Here is a 20,394-nt window from a genome sequence, read left to right as displayed (position 1 = left end):
GAAGGCCCGCCGCCACCGTGCCCCCGGGTGCGGGGCGAACTCAGTACCCGGAGGGTCTGACCAGCCCCGACTCGTAGGCGAAGACCGCCGCCTGGGTGCGGTCGCGCAGCCCCGGTTTCACCAGGATGCGGCCCCCGTGCGTCTTCACGGTCTGCTCGGCGACGACGAGGTGCTGCGCGATCTCGGCGTTCGACAGGCCCTGCGCGATGAGGGCGAGCACCTCCGTCTCGCGTTCCGTGAGATCACCGACCCGCTCCTTCAGGGGAGCTCGCGGCCGGTCGTCGAGGCGGGAGAACTCGGCGATCAGCTTGCGGGTGATGACCGGCGCGAGGAGGCCGGCCGCCACCACCCGGACCGCCTCGGCCAGCTGGTCGGCGGAGGGGTGTCCGGGGCGGCGCCGGCGCCGGACGCGCCGAGGCGAGCGCCGACGGCGACACGCCACGGCGGCCGGCACGGACCGGCGCCCTGTCGCTCCCCTTGCCGTTCACGGGCCCAACCCTAGGCACTGCGGGTCTCCTTCGGTTCCGGTCGGTCGAAGCGGTGGTGGACGCGGACCACCGTGGAGCGGCGGCCGCGGGAACGTCGAGACCCTTGTTCCAAGCCGTGGAAGGCCGCCCGGCACACCGCCAGCGCCAGCGCGAAGACCGGCAGCCACAGCAGGCGGGCCGCGACCCAGTCCAGCCCGTCGGGAACGGTGTGCAGACCGGGCAGACGGCCCGCCGTCAGTGCCGTCGCGGTCGTCGCCATCATGGCCGTCTGGTGCCAGAGGAACACCGTCATCGCGGAGAGGTTGACCAGGGCCACCGCCGCCCAGGCAAGGGGCCGGCGCATGGCCCGCCGGAGGCTGCCGCGCAGCAGCAGCGCCAGCCCGCACTGGGCGAGGCCGAAGGCGACCGCGGCCAGCGACGGCGGGTCGAGGTTGGACACCGCCGCGCCGGGCACGCCCACCATCGACGCCGGATAGCCGGCCCACAGCACGAGCGCCGCCGTGCCCACCGCACCCCCGACGAACAGCGTCCAGCCCGCGCGGGGGCGCTCCAGCTCGCCCCGGGTCCACGCCGCGCCGAGGGAGTACGGCACCAGCCAGCCCGCGGCGAGGTTCACCCAGCCGAGCCACGCCGGGCCGCCCAGGCTGAAGCGCAACAGGTCCACGTGGAGGACGACCGCCAGCGGCCACAGCGGGTTGAGCCGGGTCAGCAGCGGGGTCGCCGCCGTCAGCACGGCGTAGACCAGCAGGAACCACAGCGGCGACAGCGCCAGCTTGACCACGGTGTGCACGGTGACGAAGGACGCCCCGCCCAGCAGGAGGCCGGCCGCCGCCACCGTCCACACCGCCGCCACCGCGGTGACGGGGACGAACAGGCGGCCCAGCCGGGCCCTCAGCCACGTGCCGTGACCCTCGCCGCGGGCCCGCGCCGAGGCGAGGCTCCTGGTGGCCACATGGCCGCCCACCATGAAGAACACGGCGAGCGTCTGGAACGTCCACGACACCGGGGCCAGCCACGGCATGGCGGTCAGCGGGCTGGCGGCGCGCAGGGAGCCGCCGTCGGCGACGAGCGCCGTGACCAGCCAGTGGCCGAGGACGACTCCGAGGATGGCGAGGGCCCGCAGCGCGTCCACGGCCCGGTCGCGCTGCGGGGGCGTCGCGTCGTCGATGCGGGCGGCGGCGCGACGCAGCGCGGGCCGGGTCCGCGGCTTCCTCCGGGTGTCAGGCACGGGTCACCTCCGAGGTCGCGCCGAGGACGATCCGGGCGATGTTGCCCAGCGAGACCGAGCCCGGCCTGAAGTAGTCGCTGTGGCCGCCTGGGCCGGCCGCGAAGACGCGGGCTCCGAACGACGGGGACAGCGGGTCGGTTCCGAACCCGACGGTCAAGCCGAACAGGTCGGCGCTGACGTGCGGGACGTCCGCCACCCAGTCGTCGCCGCCGCGGGCCGCCCAGATCCGCGCCCGGGTGTGCAGGTCCGCGACCGAGGCCGCGCCCGTGCCGGGGCTGCCGAGCAGCACGACGTCGCTCACGTCCAGGCGGGACGCGGCGCGGCCGCACACGACCGTGCCGTACGAGTGACACAGAAGGGTGACGCGGGCGGCCGGGCCGGTGACGGCGGCCAGCCCGGTCAGGAACGCCCGGAGGAGGGGGGCCGCCTCCTCGGCGCGGTCGGGGGTGACAACGGTGGCGCTGATCGTGCCGGGGGTCGTGTAGCCGAGCCAGGCCACCACCGCCGTGCGCTCCCCGGCATCGGCCCCGGAGCCGGCCCCGGACCCGGGTCGGCCGGCGCGCCCCGCCTGCTCGGTGAGGCGGTCGTGCAGAGTGGCCGCCTGGGCGTGGAAACGTTCGTAGGTGTCCAGGGAGGTGTCGGAGCCCGGCACCAGGACGGCGACGCGGTCGGCGTGCGCGAGGTCCCCGAACACCTCGACCGCCCGGCCGAGTCCGCGGCCGTCGAAGGAGAGCAGTGTGCGGGACGGGGCGGCCAGCGCCCGGTCGGCGGCCGCACGGTGACGGTCGCCGTGGTCGGCGGCCATCCGGGACGCCAGCTCGGCGTTGGCCCGGTGGGCGGCGTAGGTCCGCTCCAGCGTCGCCGCCGTCACCGCGGGGAGGACGGCGGGGGCCGGGGCCGGGATGCTCGGCCGGGCCGCGGCCGCGGTGAGGGGGACGACCACGGCGGCGGTGACGAGCACGGCCAGCAGGGCTCGGACCCAGCGCCGCCCCCAGGCCGCTCCGCCAGATTCGTCCGCTCCGCCCGGCGCAGCCATGCCGCTCCGGGCCGTCGCTCCGCCCGGCGCGGTCATGCCGCTCCGGGCCCTCGGCCCGTCCCGGTGTCCTGCGCGCCGCCGTCCGCCCGCACCCAGCTCCGCCATCCCGTCCCTCCCCCGCCGTGCGCCCGGTCATCGGGCCCTGCAGGAGGGGAAGTTACGGATCGAGGCGGGTCGTTCGCGTCCCACCGGGGAGCTGTCTTGCGAGGTAGCTCTCAGGTACTACGGGTACGACACCTACGGGTACACGCCGCCGCACGGCGCGCGGTAACTCGCTTGCTCACCAAGCGAGTTGGGCGATCTCCTCCGCAACCACCGCGCACGCGTCCGCCGCCGGGTCGATCAGCGGGAAGTGACCGACGTCCTCGAGAAGCGTCAGGCCCACCACCTCGCCGGCCTTGGCCGCCGCGTCCGCGTAGGCCTCGGCGACCGCCTGCGGGACGACCTCGTCGGCACGGCCCTGCACCAGCGTGGTCGCGACGCCCGTGGGCAGCAGGAGCGCGGGGTCGGCGTACGGTCGCCGGTCCTCGAAGTGCTCGTCGCCACCGAGGAGTTGACGGGCCGCCCCGCCGCACACGTCCAGCTTCCCGGCCACCGCGAAGTCCGCGATCGGGGCCAGGGCGACGACGCCCCGCAGCGAGGTCGGGTCACCGGTGCGCCAGGGCGCGTCGGCGGGCAGCAGATGCCGCGCCGCCGCCCACAGCGCGAGATGGCCGCCGGCCGAGTGGCCGGTCAGCACCGTGCGGCGCGCGTCGGCCTGCGGCACGGCCGTCCGTGCGAGAGCGGGCAGCGCGTCTAGGGCGGCGGCCACGTCGTCGAAGGTGTCGGGCCAGCGGCCGGCGACGGCGGCAGCCCCGCCCACGGACCCGACGGCACTCGCGCCCGGCTCCGAACTCCCGTCCCCGCGCCGGTACTCGACGTTGGCCACCGCGAATCCGCGCCGCGCCAGATAGCCCGCGAACGGCGTGATGTGACGCCGGTCGTAGGGCGCCCGCCAGGCCCCGCCGTGCAGCACGACGACGAGCGGAGCCGGACCGCCCGGGCCGGCCTCCGCACGCGGGACGTAGAAGTCGATCACCTGGTCGGGGTGGTCGCCGTACGCGGCGGTGACGTCGGGCTCGACGGGCGGATGCGCGAAGGCCGACGCCTCCTCGGCGGCGGCCCGGGCTGCGACAACGTCGTCCGGCATGCTCCAACCTCTCAGCGGCGAAGAAGATTTGGCGGACCAGGAGTGAATTCGGCCGTTGGCCGGGACGGTATCAGGCCCGTGACGTGCGCGGACACACGGATGTCACGCACGGTGAGAGGTAAACGGTTCTGCTGTTCCGTCACCCCGGCGGGCCCGCCCGCCGGGAAACCCCCTGGGCGTACCCCTAGGTACGCCCAGGGGACCCGGCCGGTTCAGCCGACCGGGTCACTCCGCCAGGTCAGCCCAGCTCCCGCGCCAGCGTCCGCGCCGCCCGCTCCACGTCCGCGAACCCGACGTACAGCGGGGTGAACCCGAACCGGAGCACGTCCGGGCTGCGGAAGTCGCCGACGACCCCGCGCTCGATGAGCCGCTTCATGACGTCCCCGGCGTCCTCGCAGCGCAGCGCCACCTGGCTGCCGCGCTCCTCGTGACGCACCGGAGTCAGCGTTTGGACCCGTCCCTCGGGGACGTAGGCGGCGACGCACTCCAGGAAGAAGTCCGTCAGCGCCAGCGACTTGGCGCGCACCGCCGAGATCGACACGCCGTCCCACACCTCGAGGGCCGCCTCCAGCGCCAGCATCGACAGGATGTCGGGAGTGCCGACACGCCCGCGCGCGGCGCCCGACGCCGGCTCGTACGCCTCCCGCATCCCGAAGGGCTCGGCGTGCGAGTTCCAGCCGGGCAGCGGGGAGTCGAAACGGTCCTGGAGACCGTGGCGGACGTACAGGTAGGCCGGCGAACCGGGGCCGCCGTTCAGGTACTTGTAGGTGCAGCCGACCGCGAGGTCCACACCGTGCTCGTCGAGGCCGACCGGCAGGGCGCCCGCGCTGTGGCACAGGTCCCACACCGAGACCGCGCCCGCCGCGCGCACGGCGGCGGTGAGCGAGGGCAGGTCGTGCAGCCGGCCCGTGCGGTAGTCGACGTGGTTGAGCAGCACGGCGGCCGTGCGCCCGGACAACGCCTGCGGGACGTCCTCCGGGTGCAGCGCGCGCAGCGTGCGGCCGGTCAGCCGGGCCGCCGACGCGGCGATGTAGCCGTCGGTGGGGAAGGTGGCGGCGTCGACGAGGATCTCGTCGCGGGCGTCGTCCACCAGGCGCACCGCGCCCACCAGTGCCTTGAGGACGTTGACGCTCGTCGAGTCGCCGACCACGATCTGCCCGGCCGCAGCCCCCACCAGCGGGGCGATCCGGTCGCCGATCCGCTCGGGCGCCGTCCACCAGCCGCTCTCGTCCCAGGAACGTATCCTCAGCGCGCCCCACTGGCGGCGCACGACGTCCTCGACGCGGCCGGGGACGGACCGCGGGAGCGCGCCCAGCGAGTTGCCGTCCAGGTAGACGCCGTCGTCGAGCACGAACTGGGCCCGCTTGAAGGCCAGTTCGTCGCCCGAGTCCAGCTGCTGTGCGGTGCTTGCGAGGTCAGACATGGGACCTCGCCGTCCACAGCTCGGGGAAGACGTTCTTCTGCGCGCGCTTCTCCAGCCAGGCCACCCCGGCCGAACCGCCGGTGCCCGCCTTGGCGCCCATCGCGCGCCGGGTGGCGACGAGGTGGTCGTTGCGCCAGCGCCACACCAGCTCGGCGACGTCGGTCAGCGCCTCGCCCAGCCGGGCGACCTCGTCGGACTCGTCGCCCGCGTACACGGCCGTCCACACCGCCTCGACCTCCGCCGAGGGCTCGTAGCGCCGGGAGACGTCGCGCTCCAGGACGGAGGCGGGGATCGCGTGGCCGCGACGGGCCAGCAGCCGCAGCACCTCGTCGTACAGGCTCGGCTCGTGCAGCGCCTTCTCCAGCTCGGCGTGCACGCGCGGCGCGGCGCGGTGCGGGACCAGCATGGACGCGGACTTGTCGCCGAGCAGGAACTCCATGCGGCGGTACATCGCGGACTGGAATCCGGAGCCCTCGCCGAGCGCCGAGCGGTAGGAGTTGAACTGCGCGGGGGTCAGCTGGGCGAGCGGCCGCCAGGACGCGTTCAGCGCCTCCAGCTCACGGACCGAACGCTTCAGCGCGTCGACCGCCACCGGCACCCGGTCCTCGCGGAGCGCCTGCGCGGCGGTCTCCCACTCGTGGACGATGACCGTGAACCACAGCTCCATCACCTGGGTCGTGACCAGGAAGACCATCTCTCCGGGATCGTCGGAGAGGGTGTGCTGGAGGTGGGTGAGCACGTCCGCCTTGACGTAGTCCTCGTACGGCGTCGTACCGGCGAAGTCGAGATGCGGGGTCTCGGGCTCCGAAGCCTCGTAGGGCTGAGCCTGCTGGGACATCGCTGTCTCCTGTTGTACTCCGGGTAGCGGTCCGCCCCTGCCGTTACCGACACGGGGGCCCCGGTCCCCACGGCCACATAGTGCGCAATGGCATCCCGAAAACGCAAGGCCCGTCCGGTCACACCGGACGGGCCCACGCTCGAACACACGGACGAAAACGCAGATGGACGGCTATCCGAGGGTCTGGGCGGCCGTCGGGGAGGAGTCCTTGAGGAACTGCGAGCAGCGCTCGTACTCCTCCTGCTCGCCGATCGCCTGGGCCGCACGGGCGAGGGCGTGCAGGGCACGCAGGAAGCCGCGGTTCGGCTCGTGCTCCCAGGGCACCGGCCCGTGCCCCTTCCATCCGCTGCGGCGCAGACTGTCGAGGCCGCGGTGGTACCCCGTACGGGCGTACGCGTACGACTCCACCACACTGCCCCGCTCGAACGCGTCGTCGGCGAGCCGGGCCCAGGCCAGCGAGGACGTCGGGTACTTCGCGGCGACGTCGGCGGGCGCCGTCCCGTTCGCGAGGAGCTCGCGCGGCTCGGGGTCGTCGGGCAGGTGGGTCGGGGGCGGGCCCCCGAGGAGGTTCTCGTGAATCGACATGGCTCCAGTCTCCTCCACTCCCCGCCACACGCCAGACGCCCCTGCGCCGGACCGGATTCCCCGTTGCGCCGACCGGATTCCCCGCTGCACCGGCGGTGACCCCCGGTGCAGTGCACCGGACCGGATTCCCGCACCGGGCCGTACCGGTGTCCCCTACCGGGCCGTACCGGTGTCCCCTACCCGAGTCGCTTGCGCGAGCGCTGCCCCTCCAGCGGCGGGGCCAGGACGCTGCCGTGCGTCCTGCACTCCGGCCTGCGGCAGTCCGGCGGCGGCCGCCGCACCGTGAGGAACGCCGTCAGCGAGCCCGCCGCCAGCGCCGCCGCGCAGATCACCATCGCCTGCCCGAACGCCGCGTCGAAGGCGTCCGCCGAGCGGTACGTCTCCGGCCCCATGCCCGTCAGCAGGGGCAGCGCGGCGACCGCGACCAGGCCCGCCGCCCGTGCCGCCGCGTTGTTGACGCCGCTGGCCAGACCGGCCCTGCCGACGTCCACCGACGCCAGCACGGTCGCGGTGAGCGGGGCGACCAGCGTCACCATGCCCATGCCCAGGACGAGCACCGCGGGCAGCACGTCCGCCACATAGGAGGCGTCCGGCCCGACCCGCAGCATCAGCAGCATCCCGGCCGCGCACAGCAGCGGCCCGACGGTGAGCGGCAGGCGCGGCCCGATCCGCTCGGCCAGCTCGCCGGAGCGCGCGGACAGCAGCAGCATCAGCACGGTCGTCGGCAGGAGTGCCGTGCCGGCGCCGAGCGCGGACCAGCCGACCACCGTCTGCAGCTGGACCGCCGAGAGGAAGAAGAAGCCGCCGAAGGCCGCGTACACGCACAGCGTGACCAGGTTGACGGCGGTGAACTGGCGGGACGCGAAGACGTCCGTCGGCATCATCGGGTCCGGCCGCCGCCGCTCCACGACGACGAAGGCCGCCCCGGCCGCCACCCCGGCGACCGCCGCCGCCACGACCGCCGCCGAACCGCCCGGGGCCGAACCGCCCGGGGCTTCGATCAGCGCGTACGTCACCAGCGCGAGGGCGAGCGCCCCGAGCACCGCGCCGAGGACGTCGAACCGGCCGTGCGCGGACCGGTCCCGCGACTCGGGAACGTGCCGCAGCGCCACCGGCACGCACACCGCGGCCAGCGGCAGGTTCAGCAGGAACGCCCACCGCCAGCCCGGACCGTCCACCAGCCAGCCGCCGAGGAACGGCCCGACGGCCGCGCCGACGCCCCCGAACCCGGACCACAGCCCCACCGCCCGCCCCCGGTCGTCGGCGTGGAAGGAGGCCTGGATGAGCGCGAGGGAGCCCGGGGTGAGGAGGGCCCCGCCGACGCCCTGGAGCGCCCGCGCGGCCACCAGCACGCCCGCGCTCGGGGCCAGCCCGCACAGCAGCGAGGCGGCGGCGAACCAGACCACGCCCACCACGAACACCTTGCGCCGCCCGTAGCGGTCGCCGAGGGAGCCGCCGAGCAGGATCAGCCCGGCCAGCGTCACCATGTACGCGTTGACGGTCCACTGCAGGGACGCGAGATCGGCGTCCAGGTCGCGGCCGATGCGCGGCAGCGCCACGTTGACCACGGTCGAGTCGAGCAGGGCCATGCTGGAGCCGAGCACCGTGGTGAGCAGGATCCACCTGCCGCGGGGTGAGGCCAGCCGGACGTCGGGCATGCCCCCAGGTATACAGCGGGCCCGGCGTGTCGCACAGGATGCTGACACGCCGGGCCCGGTGCGGCGCCGGTCCGCACGGCCCCGAAGGGACCGCAGGGGGTTACTTGATCTTCTGGCCCGCGGAGCGCAGGTGCTGCGTGGCCTCGACGACGCGCGCGGCCATGCCCGCCTCGGCCAGCTTGCCCCAGGTGCGCGGGTCGTAGGTCTTCTTGGAGCCGACCTCGCCGTCGACCTTCAGGACGCCGTCGTAGTTCCGGAACATGTGGTCGGCGACCGGACGCGTGAAGGCGTACTGCGTGTCCGTGTCGAGGTTCATCTTGACGACGCCGTTGTCCAGCGCGGTCGCGATCTCCTCCGCGGTGGAGCCGGACCCGCCGTGGAAGACGAAGTCGAACGGCTGCGAGCCGGCCGGCTTGCCGTACTTCGCGGCGACGCCCTCGTTCAGCTCCTTGAGCAGGTCGGGGCGGAGCACGACGTTGCCCGGCTTGTACACGCCGTGGACGTTGCCGAAGGACGCGGCCAGCAGGTAGCGGCCCTTCTCGCCCAGACCGAGCGCCTCGACGGTGCGCACCGCGTCGTCGACCGTCGTGTACAGGGAGTCGTTGATCTCGTGCGAGACGCCGTCCTCCTCGCCGCCGGTCGGGGTGATCTCCACCTCGAGGATGATCTTCGCGGCGGCGGCGCGGGCGAGCAGCTCCTGCGCGATCTCCAGGTTGTCGGCGAGGGTCTCGGCGGAGCCGTCCCACATGTGCGACTGGAACAGCGGGTTGCGGCCCGCCTTCACCCGCTCCTCGGAGACCGCGAGCAGCGGACGGACGTACCCGTCGAGCTTGTCCTTCGGGCAGTGGTCCGTGTGCAGGGCGACGGTGACCGGGTACTTGTCGGCGACGATGTGCGCGAACTCGGCGAGGGCCACGGAGCCCGTCACCATGTCCTTGCTGTACTGGCCGCCCAGGAACTCGGCGCCACCCGTGGAGATCTGGATGATGCCGTCGCTCTCCGCCTCGGCGAAGCCGCGCAGCGCCGCGTGGAGGGTCTGGGTCGAGGTGACGTTGATGGCCGGGTAGGCGAACTTGCCTGCCTTCGCCCGGTCGAGCATCTCGTTGTAGACCTCGGGGGTTGCGATGGGCATCTGTCCGCTCCTTGACTGTGCGGTTGGCGATCTGCGTACTACGGCCCTGACCTAGACCTGGGGGTTCGACGTCGTCGTCGGCCCCATCTTTCCAGACCTGCGCGAATGGTCCAGGCCCTGTCCACAGGGCGGGTCAGTCCACAGGGCGGGTCAGTCCAGGCCGAGCTCGTCCTTCGAGAAGGCGAACAGGTACGGCACGCCCGCGCCCGCGCGGATCTTCTCGTCCGCTCCGGTCGCCCGGTCCACGATGGTCGCCACCGCCACCACCTCGGCGCCCGCCTCGCGCACCGCCTCCACGGCGGTCAGCGGCGAGCCGCCGGTCGTGGACGTGTCCTCGACGACCAGGACCCGGCGGCCCTTGATCTCCGGTCCCTCGACGCGCCGCTGGAGCCCGTGCGCCTTCGCCGCCTTGCGCACGACGAAGGCGTCCAGCCTGCGGCCGCGGGCGGCGGCCGCGTGCAGCATGGCGCCGGCCACCGGGTCGGCGCCCATGGTCAGACCGCCCACCGCGTCGAAGTCGAGGTCGGCGGTGAGGTCGAGCAGCACCTGCCCGACCAGCGGGGCGGCCTCCCCGTCGAGGGTGACGCGGCGGAGGTCGACGTAGTAGTCCGCCTCCAGCCCCGACGACAGGGTGACCCTGCCGTGCACCACGGCCTTGTCCTTGATCAGCTCCAGCAGCGCGCCGCGTGCGTCGGGCGGCGTTGTTCCGTTGACGTCCGTCATGCCCCTCAGCTTAGAGCCGCGACCAGGACCAGGTCGTCGCGGCCTCGAGCGGCTCCAGGGGCGTGACCAGGCGCGGGAGGGTGTTCAGTCCGTTCGGCGGCCCGGTCTGCGGCTCCACGCACACCGCCGCCTCCTGCTCGTCGTAGACGACGACCCACTTCTCGGGGCTGGTCACCTTCAGCTCCAGCTGTCCGGGCCAGGTGAGGGTGACGTCGACGCCGCCGGGCATGCCGAAGCAGTCGTCCCAGGGCCCCGGCTTCGGCTCGACGCGCTCGCCGGTCGGCAGATGGTCGTCGCCGCGCTGCTCCTGCCAGGCCGGGTCGAAGGCGACCCGCACGTCCTGGGCGTCCTGGCCGCCCAGGTTGCGGTTGAACCAGGGGTGCCACCCGATCTGCGCCGGGAACGAGGAGTCGTACGTCTCCACGGCCATCCGGATCGTCAGCGCGTCCTCGGCCAGCGCGATCACCTGGGTGACCAGGCCGGGGTAGGGCCAGGGCGCCACCAGTTCGTACGTCAGCACGACCTCGTCCGCCGTGCGCCGGGCGACCTTCCAGGCGCCGTCACGGGCGGTGCCGTGGATGGCGTTCGGCTCGGCGTTGAGCGGCATCCGGTGGACGGTCGCGCCGTTGCGGAAGTATCCGTCGCGGATCCGGCCGCACCAGGGGACCATCGGGAAACAGCCGAACCGCTCGCCCTGCCGCAGCAGTTCGAGTCCTCCGACGCGCAGGCCCCCGACCCGGCCGCCGTTGCCCGGCTGCACGGTAGCCTCCGCGTCGCCCGCGGTCAGCGTGATCTCTTCGTCACTCACGGGACCGACCCTACTGGGGCGGTCGGGGGCACCCGAGGAGCAGGGCCCGCGGACCGGCCCGCACCGCCCCCCGGCCCGCACCGGCCCGGTTCCTACCCGCGTCGGCGCAGCGCCCTGCCGACCACGATCGCCGACGCCACGACCAGCGCTGCCGCCGGGGCCGCCCACCGCAACGCGCTGTTCGGCATGACGGTCTGCGGGGCGGGCACCGGCGCGTAGCGCCCGCGCGGCGGAGCGTGGTCGACCTCCTCGGCGCTGCGGCCGATCATCGTGCGGCGCGCGTGCGCGGCCTCGGCGGGCGGCTGCGCGGGGCCCGTGAGGTCCTCGATCTCCGAGGGCAGCGCCGCCGTCTCGAAGAGGTCCGCGGGGACGTCGGGCTCGTCGGCGTCTTCCGCGGCAGCGAGGGGGTCGTCGACGTCGTCCACAGCCACGGCCTCCGGATCGCCGACGTCGCCGGGCGCACCGGCATCCCTTGCGCCGGCGTCCCGCGCGTCGGCGGGGGTTTCCGTGTCGGCGTCGGCATCCGCGCCCATGTCGGCATCGTGCACGGCGTCGGACAGGGCGGCTGCCGGGCCGGCGGCGTCGGCGGGCGTCCCGGCTTCGGGCTGCCCGTCCGGTGCGGCCGCCGCCGCGAGGTTCGCCGCGAAACGGCCGAGCAGCCGGGCCACCGCCGAGTCGACCGCCTCGGCGGGCAGTTCCCTGACGCGGCCGTCCGCCGAGGCCGTTCCCTCGAAAAGGAGCGTGGTGCCCGCGTCGGTCTCCCGCAGCCGCAGGGCGAGGCCCAGCTTGACCGACCCGCTGCCGCGAGCCTCCGTCCCTTCGCCCTCCACGGCGTAGCCGCCGTTCTCGCGCGGCGAGACGCGTGCCGTCCCCCGGTAGGTGATGGTGTGGCCGGCGATCCGCACCTTCAGCCGGCCCGCGACGGGCTCGGTCCCCGCGTCCTGCTGGAGCCCGGGAACCGCACGGGCCACCTGCGCGGGATCGGCGAGGGCCGCCCTCAGTCGCTCGGCCGGAACCGGAACGAACACCTCTTGCTCCATAAGTCCCGAGCCTACCCACGCGGGACCGGAACGCACCCGGCGAAACCGCGATTCGGCCTCCCCCGGGACCGGGCGGTGCCAAGCCCCCGGCAGGCCGTGCCGCCGACGCGGCTGACACAGCTGACGCGATTGACGCGGCCCACGCGGCTGACGCATCGGTCCCGCGTCAGTACCGCGGATGCACCAGCGTCGAGGCGGGCATTCCGGACACCCGGTGCGCCTCGGCCGCCCGGGCGTCCGCGACCAGGGCCGCCTGGGTCAGCGTGCGCGGGGGGCGTTCGCGCGCGTCGAGGCGCATCGGCGGGCGGGCGTCCGCGGCGGCCAGCACGAAGCCCCAGTCGCGGGGGGCCCGGGAGGCGTCGCCGGCGATGCGGTCGGGGCCGCTGGTACGGCCGGCGCCACGGCCGTCCACCCGGTAGGGGGCGGTGTGCAGGCCGGCCGCGCGCAGCGTCGCCTCGACCGTCCAGAACACCCGCGGCCGGCCCGCCACCGGTCCGGCGTGCACGACGAGGCGGCCGCCGGGGGCCAGCACACGGCGGGCGAGACCGTAGAACTCCTGGGAGTAGAGCTTGGTGCTCGCCGTGATGCCGGGGTCGGGCAGATCCGCGACGACCACGTCGTACGTCGCCGGAGGGGCCTCGCGCAGCCACTGGAAGGCGTCCCCGGCGGCCACCCGGACGCGCGGATCTCCGAAGGCGTGGTCGTTGAGGCGCGACAGGGCGCGGTCGGTGCGGGCCAGCCGGATCAGACCGGGGTCGGGCGCGACGACGTCGACGCGGCGCACGCCGGGACGGCCGAGGGCCTCGCGGGCGGCCAGGCCGTCGCCGCCGCCCAGGATCAGCACGTGCGCGTGCGGACCGCTCAACGCCGGCTGGACGAGGGCCTCGTGATACCTGCGCTCGTCACGGCCCGCGAAGCGCAGGCGCCCGTCCAGATAGAGGTCGAGGGGACGGCCGTCGGCGCCGCCGGTCAGCACGATCTCCTGGACGTCCGTCTGCACCGCCGCCCGCACGCCGCCCCCGTAGACCGCCTGCCGCGCCGCCCGTTCGAAGTCGTCGACGAGGACGGCGGCGGAGGCGAGGACGGCGAGGACGGCGATGTAGGCGACGAGCAGGAGGCAGCGGGCCCGGCACGTCAGGTCGCGCCGGAACAGGCCCAGCACCAGGGCGGCCCCGGCGACCACGTTGACCGCGCCCACCAGCAGGGAGCTCGTCAACTGGCCGAGGAACGGCAGCAGCAGGAACGGGAAGGCGAGGCCGCCCACCAGCGCGCCCACGTAGTCCGCGGCGAAGAGGTCCGCCACCGCGCCGCCCGCGTCCTGCCGCCGGATGCGCTGGATCAGCTCCATGAGGAGCGGCGCCTCGGCCCCGATGAGCAGGCCGATGGCGAGGGAGAACGCCACGAGGAGAATGCGGGAGCCGTCGGCCCACAGACCGCCCCAGCCGCCCGTCCAGGCGAACACCGCGTACAGCGCCATCGCACTGCACCCGCCGACCAGGGCGAGAGCCGCCTCCAGGGCGCCGAAGCCCGCCGCGGCGAACCGGCGCAGCCGTTTGGCGACGAGGGAGCCCAGTCCCATCGCGAACACCATGACCGACAGCACGACGGAGGTCTGGGTGACGGAGTCCCCCATCAAGTAGGAGGCCAAGGCGACGAGTTCGAGTTCGTAGACGAGACCGCAGGCCGCGCAGACGAAGACGCACGCGAGGACCAGCAGCCGCCCGGTGCCCGGCCGGACGGGGAGCCGCGCGGGACCCCGCCAGGGCGGCGGCGCGACGGGCGGAGCCGGTGCGTACGGTTCGATCACGACTGCGACGTTACGTCACGGCATGGGCACCCTTCGTCACCCACACGTGTGAAACTCGGGGCGTCCGGACGGTCACACGTTTGAGTCACCGTCAGGCGCGCCGCCGTCAGGTCGGGCCGCCGTCCCGTCCCGCCGCCCTCGGCCCCCAGAGCTCGCGCCGCCCGCGCACCGCACGCCGCCCGCCCCCACCCCACCGGCCGTCCACGGCTCACCGGCCCTCGCCCCACAGATCCACGCCCCACAGATCCACGGCTCACCGGTCCGCGGCTCACCCGCCGGACGGCATCTCGCTGCCCACCGGCACGCGCACGCCCACCCGTGTTCTCGTCGCGACCAGCTGCCTGTCCTGTGGGTACGCGTGCCAGGTGCGCCAATGGACATGACCCTCGTGACGCTGGGCGAGCAGGGCGGTGAAAGCGTGCGGACTGCCGGGGAAGACGCCCACCAGACCGTGCGGATGCTCGGAGACGAGCGCCAGAAGCTCCTGGGCGCGGCCCGCGAACCGGTCCGGCGAGAGCTCCTCGACGCGCGCCGCGAACTCGTACTCCCAGCCGCCGACCCGCTTGGCGACGCCCAGCGGGAGCGGGGTGCTGCTGCCGGGGATGCAGGCCACCGTCTCCGAGCAACTGGCCTGGTCCTCCTCGAGCAGCACCTGGTGCGACGCACCGAGCAGTCTCAACTGAAGCTTGGCGCCGTTCAGTTCGAGGTCGAGGGTGGCGAGGGCGGGCAGCGGTTCACGCCCCAGGGCCCAGGCGAGATCGGCCGCGCGCGTGTCGGTGTAGGAGGTGTTCAGGGTCGTGAGCATGGATCGGCTCCGCGGAGACGCAAAAGAAAAGGAGGAAAGGTCCGGCGCACCCCGGTCGACACCGGGAACCGCCCCGGCCAGCCCGGTCTGGGGAGGTCGTCCGCTCGGGACGCCGAGGGCGTGAGGGGCTGAGTCGGTGTTTTAGAGGGAATCATGAAGTGTGGTGCCGCCACAGCGTTTTTACCCAAGTTCGTGGGGTTTCCATCCCTCGGGGGGCTCCACAGCTCAACTGTTCAACCAGGGCGTACCCCCAGGCGGGCCGGGCACATGCCGTTCGCGCCCGCCCCGGGCACATGGTGTGACCGCGGAGCCCGTGGTCGGCCGGGCCCCGCGGTCCGGATGCGGCTCCCCCCGCGGGGAGCTCAGCTGCCCCGTGTCAGCTGCCTCCGCCGCATCCGCCGCCCCCGCCGCCCCCGCCGCAGGACGAGCTGCCGCCACAGGACGAGCTGCCGCCGCAGGACGAGGAGGAGCCGCCGCACGAGTGCCCCCCGTGATGCCCGCCGTGGTGCCCGCCGGAGCTGCCGGAGGCGCTGCTCCCGTCGGCCGCGCCGGCCGCCCACCAGCTGCCCGAGCTGCTGGAGGAGCCGCTGCCGAGCGACCTTCCGCCGCGGTAGGACCGCGCGGAGCCGCGACTGCGCGCGTTGGCCGCCAAGGCCACCACGAAACCGATGACGATCACCGCCAGGACGATGCCGAAGAACATGGCGTCACCCTCCTTTCCTGTCCCCCGAAGCGGCCCCCCGTGGGCGCCTCGCGCGGCGTCCGAGCGCCGCGTGAACGGGGGATGCCCGCCCCGGCAGACGGCCAAAGCGGAGTTGAGGAACTTCAGAGGGTTCTCCCGAGAAGACGGCCCCTGACCTGCGCAGAGGGGCAGGTCAGGGGCCGCCTGATGCCTACTGGGCCGTCTGTGGGCCGTGATCTTCCTGAGAGATGCGCCGAAACACGGAGTCGATGGCGCGACGGGCACGCTCGCGGCTGTCGGGCATCAGGTGGGCGTACACCCGCAGCGTCAGCCCCGGGTCGGCGTGCCCCATGTACTCACTGACGGCCTTGATGTTCTCGCCCGCGTCCAACAGCGCGGAGGCGTAGAAGTGCCGCAGGGCGTGCATACCGTGCTCACGCGCCGATTCGTACTTCCCGTTCTCATCCGTTTCCGGGCGGATGAGGCCCGCGACCGCGAGAGCGGGCTTCCACTCCTTGCCGTTGAAGTTGCTCCGCCACACCATGCCCCCTTGCTCCGCCGTGAAGATCAGCCGGGCGGACACCTTCGGGCCCTCCGGCACGTCCCAGGGCAACGTGATCTCCACCGGCTTGCAGGCATCCATGTGCGCCCGGAGAGCTTCCGCCAACGAGTCGGGCAATGGCACATCCCGCTTCTTGCCGCCCTTGGGGAGAGCGAACACCGGGTGCCCTTCCACGTGCTTGATCTGCCGGACCACGTGAAGCGTGCGCCCGTCGGCGTCGATGGCGTCCTCAGCCAGTCCGAACACCTCGCCCTGCCGTAGACCGCATCCGGCGCCGACGTCGACCATCGCTCGGTACCGCTCCGGAAGGGCCGCTCGAACGGCGAACACCTGGGCGGGCGTCCATGGGACTACGGGATGCGGGTCAGGCTTGGGCCGCCGGACGGTCCGGGCGCTGCACGGGTTGCGCGACAGCAGTGCATCATCGACAGCGGCTGACAGGACCGACTGAACGTCCGCGAAGATGTTCCGGATGTAGGAAGATCCCACGCCGGGCTTCGCATCCAGCGCGGCGAGGAGATCCCTGATGTGCTCAGGCCTGAAGGTCCCGATCGGCCGAGAGCCAAGCACCGGGTAGACGTGCAACCGTAAGCGCCGGCCGAGCTCCTTCCTGGCCATCGGGCTGGACGTCTTGCTGTCCAACCACTTCTCGGCGTACTGCCGGAACGTGATCTGCACGGACTTGGGGTCGGTGTACTGACCGCGTGTCATGTCCGTCTCGATGGCACTGAGCCACTTCTCAGCGATGCGCTTCTTGCCGTCGGGGAAGCTCTTGGACTTCTCGGTGCCGTCGGGACCGACGTAGCGGGCTCGGTAGCGCAGGCCCGTGCCGTAGCGCTCGGACTTGACCTTGACCGGCTTGCCGTCGGTGCCGGGCTCGGTCTTGTACCAGCGGTCTTGAATGTGTCCGGCCATCAGGCAGCCCCTTCCATCAGGGAGGCAACCCAGGCGCGGACGTCTTCCGGGTCGAAACGCAGGTGCCGGCCGACGCGGAAGCCACGCGGCCCGATGCCCTTTCGACGCCACTGGTAGACGGTCTCGACACTCGGCAGACGGAACATGACGACGAGGTCTTCCGGGGTCAGGTACTGATCAGGCAGGCCGCTCACGCGGACACCTCCCAGTCGTCCAGGTCTGGCATGTCGGCCAGCGCTTCACGTGCGATCTCTCGGTTCAGTCGGATGTCCTTCGCGATCGTTTCGGCGAGCCAGGATTACCCGGGGGTGTGGCCCTGTCCGGCGTAGGTCCAGTGGGCGAGCACGAGCGTGGAGCCCTCCGAGTCGTCGAGGTCTTCGGAGAGCCCGCGTTCACGGCGTTCCTGTCGGGCGCGGTAGTCGGCGCGCACCTGGCGCAGCGCGCCGAGGGTGGTGGAGTAGCGGCGGGATTTGGTGGAGAAGTGGCCGCGGAAGCCGAGCATGTGAGCCCAGCGCCACAGCAGCCGGTCCGGGTAGGCGTCATCGAGCACACGGCACGCCTCGATGAGCCGTCGTGTGTGGTCGGGCAGTGGCAGCTTGTCCAGCTCCGAGAGCTCCCCGATGCGGTGGTCGACGGTGCCGGTGGTCTCGGCCGCTTTGGTGGCGTACTTGGCGACGTAGGAGGCCACGGCCTGTTCGGTCAGCTCCTCGTGCCCCAGAGCGCCGATGGGCTGCACATCGACCTGGGACCCCCAGCGCAGGACGCGGGCCGGGAAGTCACCGGCCGCTGGCACGGACACCGAGACCCGTCCGGCAGCGGCGCGGATCGCATCGTCCAGCAGCGCGACCGTGGCCCATGCCGGCGGAGCCGAGTCGGGACCGGCTGGGCCGTCGAGGCGCACCACGGCGTGGAAGTGCACGGCCCCGCGCTTCTGGAATTCGGCGACCTTGCCGAAGGAGACCCGGCAGACCTCTTTCATGGCCGATTGGGTCAGGCCCGCGCGGGCGGCGATCTCGCGGCGCAGGTAGATGGTGAAGCGACGCCACAGGTCCCCGGCGAAGTTGTTGAACAGCACCGACCCGGCGTAGTCGTAGCGTTCCGGATCGAGCGCCGCGCCCAGGGCGGGGGCGTCGTCGCCGTGTCGGGCGCCACACCGGCAGCGGCCGGAGTCGGGCCGGTTGTGGACCGGACCGAACGAGGGCGCGGTGAGGGTGGCGAAGACGCGGGGGTGATCCCGCACCGTGGCGGGGACGTCCTTGCGTTCGTCGCCGGTGATCCCGGCCCGGATCAGGTGGTAGGTGTCGCCCGCGTAGGTCCAGGCGCAGGCCGGGCAGCGCGAGGCCCGCCGGTTGCCGCAGGCGACGCGGAGCATTCCGCCGGGCTCGTTCTCGGTGCTGTAGGAGTACAGGACGTCGCCGGTCTTGGCGTCACGCGTGATGGTCTGGCCCGCGAGGCGGATCGGATTCGTGCATCCGCCGGTACGGCGGATCTGTTCCTGCCAGCGGTCGAAGCCCGGCGAGTTGGCCACCCGGAGCATGTCCGCGAGGGTCAGGGGGTCGACCCCGACCGAGGCAGCCAGCGGGGCCACCTCAGCCGGGGAGACGGGGAAGTCCGTCACGCGGCCACCTCCAGCCGCTCCGGGGCCGGGGTGTAGCCGAAGTGCCGGTCACGGGGGCAGATCAGGTCACCGTCGTGGGTCAGGATGCGCAGTCCGTCGACAGGGACGCGGGTCCAGGCCGGGGCGTGCGCGCCGCAGCCGGGGCAGGCGGTCGGTCGGGCCGGAAGGTCCAGGAGGTCGAAGCAAGAGGCTAAGACGCTCATGCCGCCACCGCCCGCAGGTGGGAGGCCGCGCGTGCCGGGGTGGCGGTCGCGAAGAGGTGATCGAGCGTGGCGAGGTAGCCGCCGACCATCGGAGCCGCACCTAGGCGGCGCAGGTGAAGCACCGGGGCCAGAGCCGGGGTGAGCCCGTCGATCGGCGTGGTGACCAGCAGGTCGTCATCGGCGCGCATCACGTCGGCGCGCAGACCGGGATGAGTGGACAACCGCAGGCCGGGGACCGTCAGCAGCGAGGGGAACACGTCGCCCAGTCCGGTGACCGGCCCGGCAGGGTCCTCCGGGGTGACGATGCGGACCCGGACACCAGCAGCGGACTTGTCGGCCAGCAGCGTGGGCAGGTCCCACACCGCATCGGCCAGGAACAGCAGGTTGGCCACCGCCAGGTCGATGACCGTGGTCGCACCGGCCAGCGTGGAACGCCACATGCCGTAGGGGACAGTGCTGCGCATCGGGTAGCAGGCAACGACCTCATCCTGCGCGGTCGGCGCGGAGCGGTGCCGGTCGGCCAACTTGGGCCACAGGTGGTAGGCGTCCGCACCCAGGAGCGTGGCAGCGGCTTCGGCGTTGCGAGCGTGCGGCGTCCGGTCCGAGTTCAACCAGCGGTCGACCGACTTCGGGTCGATGCCGAGGTGATCGGCCAGGCCCTGGATGGTCACGTTCGCAGCGACCATGGCACCACGAAGCCGCTCGTTCCCGGTAGTGGCGTGCGATGCGCTCAGCGTTGCGGGCATCATGGAAGTTCCCTTCGAGGGACGAAGGAGGACGGCGACTTGCTTGGCGGTAGGGCGTCGTCCTCCAGGCTTAGACAGGGCGACCTGTCTAACTTATCTTGTGTTACCTAGATTAGTTGGAACAGGGCTGCACGCAAGGCCTAGGGGCAGATTTCTTTAGGTCACTTAGGTAACCTGGGGATGTGACAGTGAGCCAGGACGACCCTCGCAGCGCCTATGAGCAGGTAGCGGATGACCTTCGGAGGCGGATTGCCTCGGGAGGCCTCAAGGCCGGCCAAAGGCTCGACGGCAACGCCAAGATGGCTGAGCGCTACGGCGTTGCCGCGATGACGATCCGGCACGCGCTTGACGTTCTTCGGCGCGAGGGCCTCATCGTCAGTCAGCAGGGGCGCGGGACGTTCGTGGCCAGTGACCCGGCGGACTCAGGTGCCTCTGTACCGAGCGGCGGAATGACCGACGAGCTGGGCGAGATCAAGGCTGCGTTGGACCTGATCAACTCGCGGCTTGACCGGCTTGAGGATCAGGTTCGCGAGCGTCCTTGACCGAGGAGGACAACCGATCAACGCGCTGAGCGGCTTCGGCGAGCTTCCTCCTGATCTCGTGCAGCTCGACTAATAACCGTGCCCTGTCCGCAACCCTCACGGCGGCCATGCCCCCTTCTGACGTGGTGATTAGCTCAGCTTCATACTGGCCGCGAGACGCCTGATCTCTGCCGAGTGCGAGTGCCTGTCCGTCGACCTCAGATCGTCAACGAGGTTGCGAGCGATCGGCCTATTGCGCACGTGCTGAGGAGCAACCGTGTCGGCCCGCAGGATTGAGCAGTGTGCATCGTGAAGTTGCTGGTCACGGGTCTGGTATGCGTAGGGTTCGGGATGCTCGGACTGGTCGCGGGCGGATGACTTCCGTGT

At 72.8% G+C, this 20,394-nt stretch carries 19 protein-coding genes and 2 pseudogenes; 1 reads left to right on the top strand and 20 read right to left on the bottom strand.

Going from position 1 to position 20,394, the window contains the following annotated elements:
- Positions 1-40: 40 nt before the first annotated feature.
- From ACH4ZA_RS35845 to ACH4ZA_RS35750, 20 genes and pseudogenes are all read right to left on the bottom strand, one after another.
- Positions 41-379 (bottom strand): annotated as a pseudogene (locus ACH4ZA_RS35845) (response regulator transcription factor); the annotation flags it as partial.
- A 119-nt stretch (positions 380-498) separates the two neighbouring features.
- Positions 499-1,716, bottom strand: a complete 1,218-nt coding sequence (locus tag ACH4ZA_RS35840) for an acyltransferase (RefSeq protein ID WP_398433323.1) — start codon at positions 1,714-1,716, stop codon at positions 499-501.
- Positions 1,709-2,752, bottom strand: a complete 1,044-nt coding sequence (locus ACH4ZA_RS35835; protein WP_398433322.1) for an alpha/beta hydrolase — start codon at positions 2,750-2,752, stop codon at positions 1,709-1,711. Before ACH4ZA_RS35835 ends, ACH4ZA_RS35840 begins: the two co-directional genes overlap by 8 nt.
- A 280-nt stretch (positions 2,753-3,032) precedes the next feature.
- Entirely contained in the window at positions 3,033-3,941 is a 909-nt protein-coding gene (locus ACH4ZA_RS35830; protein WP_398433321.1) for an alpha/beta hydrolase family protein, read from the bottom strand.
- 238 nt (positions 3,942-4,179) lie between these two features.
- Positions 4,180-5,364: a kynureninase gene (gene kynU / locus ACH4ZA_RS35825; RefSeq protein ID WP_319275776.1), complete on the bottom strand. Its 1,185-nt coding sequence runs from the start codon at positions 5,362-5,364 to the stop codon at positions 4,180-4,182.
- Positions 5,357-6,202: a tryptophan 2,3-dioxygenase family protein gene (locus ACH4ZA_RS35820; RefSeq protein ID WP_319275778.1), complete on the bottom strand. Its 846-nt coding sequence runs from the start codon at positions 6,200-6,202 to the stop codon at positions 5,357-5,359. The genes kynU and ACH4ZA_RS35820 overlap by 8 nt, the downstream gene beginning before the upstream one ends.
- A gap of 171 nt (positions 6,203-6,373) precedes the next feature.
- Positions 6,374-6,787, bottom strand: coding sequence for a DUF3151 domain-containing protein (locus ACH4ZA_RS35815; protein WP_057577905.1), 414 nt, complete (start codon positions 6,785-6,787; stop codon positions 6,374-6,376).
- Between the two features lie 176 nt (positions 6,788-6,963).
- Entirely contained in the window at positions 6,964-8,445 is a 1,482-nt protein-coding gene (locus ACH4ZA_RS35810; RefSeq protein ID WP_319275780.1) for an MFS transporter, read from the bottom strand.
- Positions 8,446-8,545: 100 nt separating this feature from the next.
- Positions 8,546-9,577, bottom strand: a complete 1,032-nt coding sequence (gene fbaA, locus ACH4ZA_RS35805) for a class II fructose-bisphosphate aldolase (protein ID WP_319275781.1) — start codon at positions 9,575-9,577, stop codon at positions 8,546-8,548.
- Between the two features lie 150 nt (positions 9,578-9,727).
- Entirely contained in the window at positions 9,728-10,300 is a 573-nt protein-coding gene (gene pyrE, locus ACH4ZA_RS35800; protein ID WP_319275783.1) for an orotate phosphoribosyltransferase, read from the bottom strand.
- A 10-nt stretch (positions 10,301-10,310) separates the two neighbouring features.
- Positions 10,311-11,108, bottom strand: a complete 798-nt coding sequence (locus ACH4ZA_RS35795) for an aldose 1-epimerase (protein ID WP_319275785.1) — start codon at positions 11,106-11,108, stop codon at positions 10,311-10,313.
- 92 nt (positions 11,109-11,200) lie between these two features.
- Positions 11,201-12,148, bottom strand: a complete 948-nt coding sequence (locus tag ACH4ZA_RS35790; protein ID WP_398433320.1) for an SRPBCC domain-containing protein — start codon at positions 12,146-12,148, stop codon at positions 11,201-11,203.
- A 166-nt stretch (positions 12,149-12,314) separates the two neighbouring features.
- Positions 12,315-13,955 carry a polyamine aminopropyltransferase gene (locus ACH4ZA_RS35785; RefSeq protein ID WP_398433319.1) on the bottom strand — a complete coding sequence of 547 codons (1,641 nt, stop codon included), beginning with the start codon at positions 13,953-13,955 and terminating at the stop codon, positions 12,315-12,317.
- A 268-nt stretch (positions 13,956-14,223) separates the two neighbouring features.
- Complete coding sequence (locus tag ACH4ZA_RS35780; protein WP_398433318.1) at positions 14,224-14,760, bottom strand: DUF2617 family protein; 537 nt, start codon at positions 14,758-14,760, stop codon at positions 14,224-14,226.
- Positions 14,761-15,136: 376 nt separating this feature from the next.
- Positions 15,137-15,463 carry a hypothetical protein gene (locus ACH4ZA_RS35775; protein WP_398433317.1) on the bottom strand — a complete coding sequence of 109 codons (327 nt, stop codon included), beginning with the start codon at positions 15,461-15,463 and terminating at the stop codon, positions 15,137-15,139.
- Between the two features lie 190 nt (positions 15,464-15,653).
- A complete protein-coding gene (locus ACH4ZA_RS35770) occupies positions 15,654-16,919 on the bottom strand; it encodes a tyrosine-type recombinase/integrase (protein ID WP_398433316.1) in 1,266 nt (421 codons plus the stop codon).
- A complete protein-coding gene (locus ACH4ZA_RS35765; protein WP_398433339.1) occupies positions 16,919-17,065 on the bottom strand; it encodes a helix-turn-helix transcriptional regulator in 147 nt (48 codons plus the stop codon). The genes ACH4ZA_RS35770 and ACH4ZA_RS35765 overlap by 1 nt, the downstream gene beginning before the upstream one ends.
- A 44-nt stretch (positions 17,066-17,109) precedes the next feature.
- Positions 17,110-18,507 (bottom strand): annotated as a pseudogene (repSA, locus tag ACH4ZA_RS35760) (replication initiator protein RepSA).
- A 26-nt stretch (positions 18,508-18,533) separates the two neighbouring features.
- Positions 18,534-18,740 carry a hypothetical protein gene (locus tag ACH4ZA_RS35755; RefSeq protein ID WP_398433315.1) on the bottom strand — a complete coding sequence of 69 codons (207 nt, stop codon included), beginning with the start codon at positions 18,738-18,740 and terminating at the stop codon, positions 18,534-18,536.
- Positions 18,737-19,426 (bottom strand): helix-turn-helix domain-containing protein, encoded by a 690-nt coding sequence (locus ACH4ZA_RS35750; protein ID WP_398433314.1) that lies wholly within the window; start codon positions 19,424-19,426, stop codon positions 18,737-18,739. The genes ACH4ZA_RS35755 and ACH4ZA_RS35750 overlap by 4 nt, the downstream gene beginning before the upstream one ends.
- Before the next feature lie 248 nt (positions 19,427-19,674).
- Here ACH4ZA_RS35750 and ACH4ZA_RS35745 point away from each other — a divergent pair, with 248 nt between their 5' ends.
- Positions 19,675-20,028 (top strand): GntR family transcriptional regulator, encoded by a 354-nt coding sequence (locus ACH4ZA_RS35745; RefSeq protein WP_398433313.1) that lies wholly within the window; start codon positions 19,675-19,677, stop codon positions 20,026-20,028.
- Positions 20,029-20,394 lie beyond the last annotated feature (366 nt).

The sequence above is a fragment of the Streptomyces sp. NPDC020597 genome (assembly GCF_044335095.1).
Classification (GTDB): domain Bacteria; phylum Actinomycetota; class Actinomycetes; order Streptomycetales; family Streptomycetaceae; genus Streptomyces.
The sequence above is the reverse complement of the archived record's forward strand: the minus strand, read 5'-3'. Positions and strand labels throughout refer to the sequence as shown.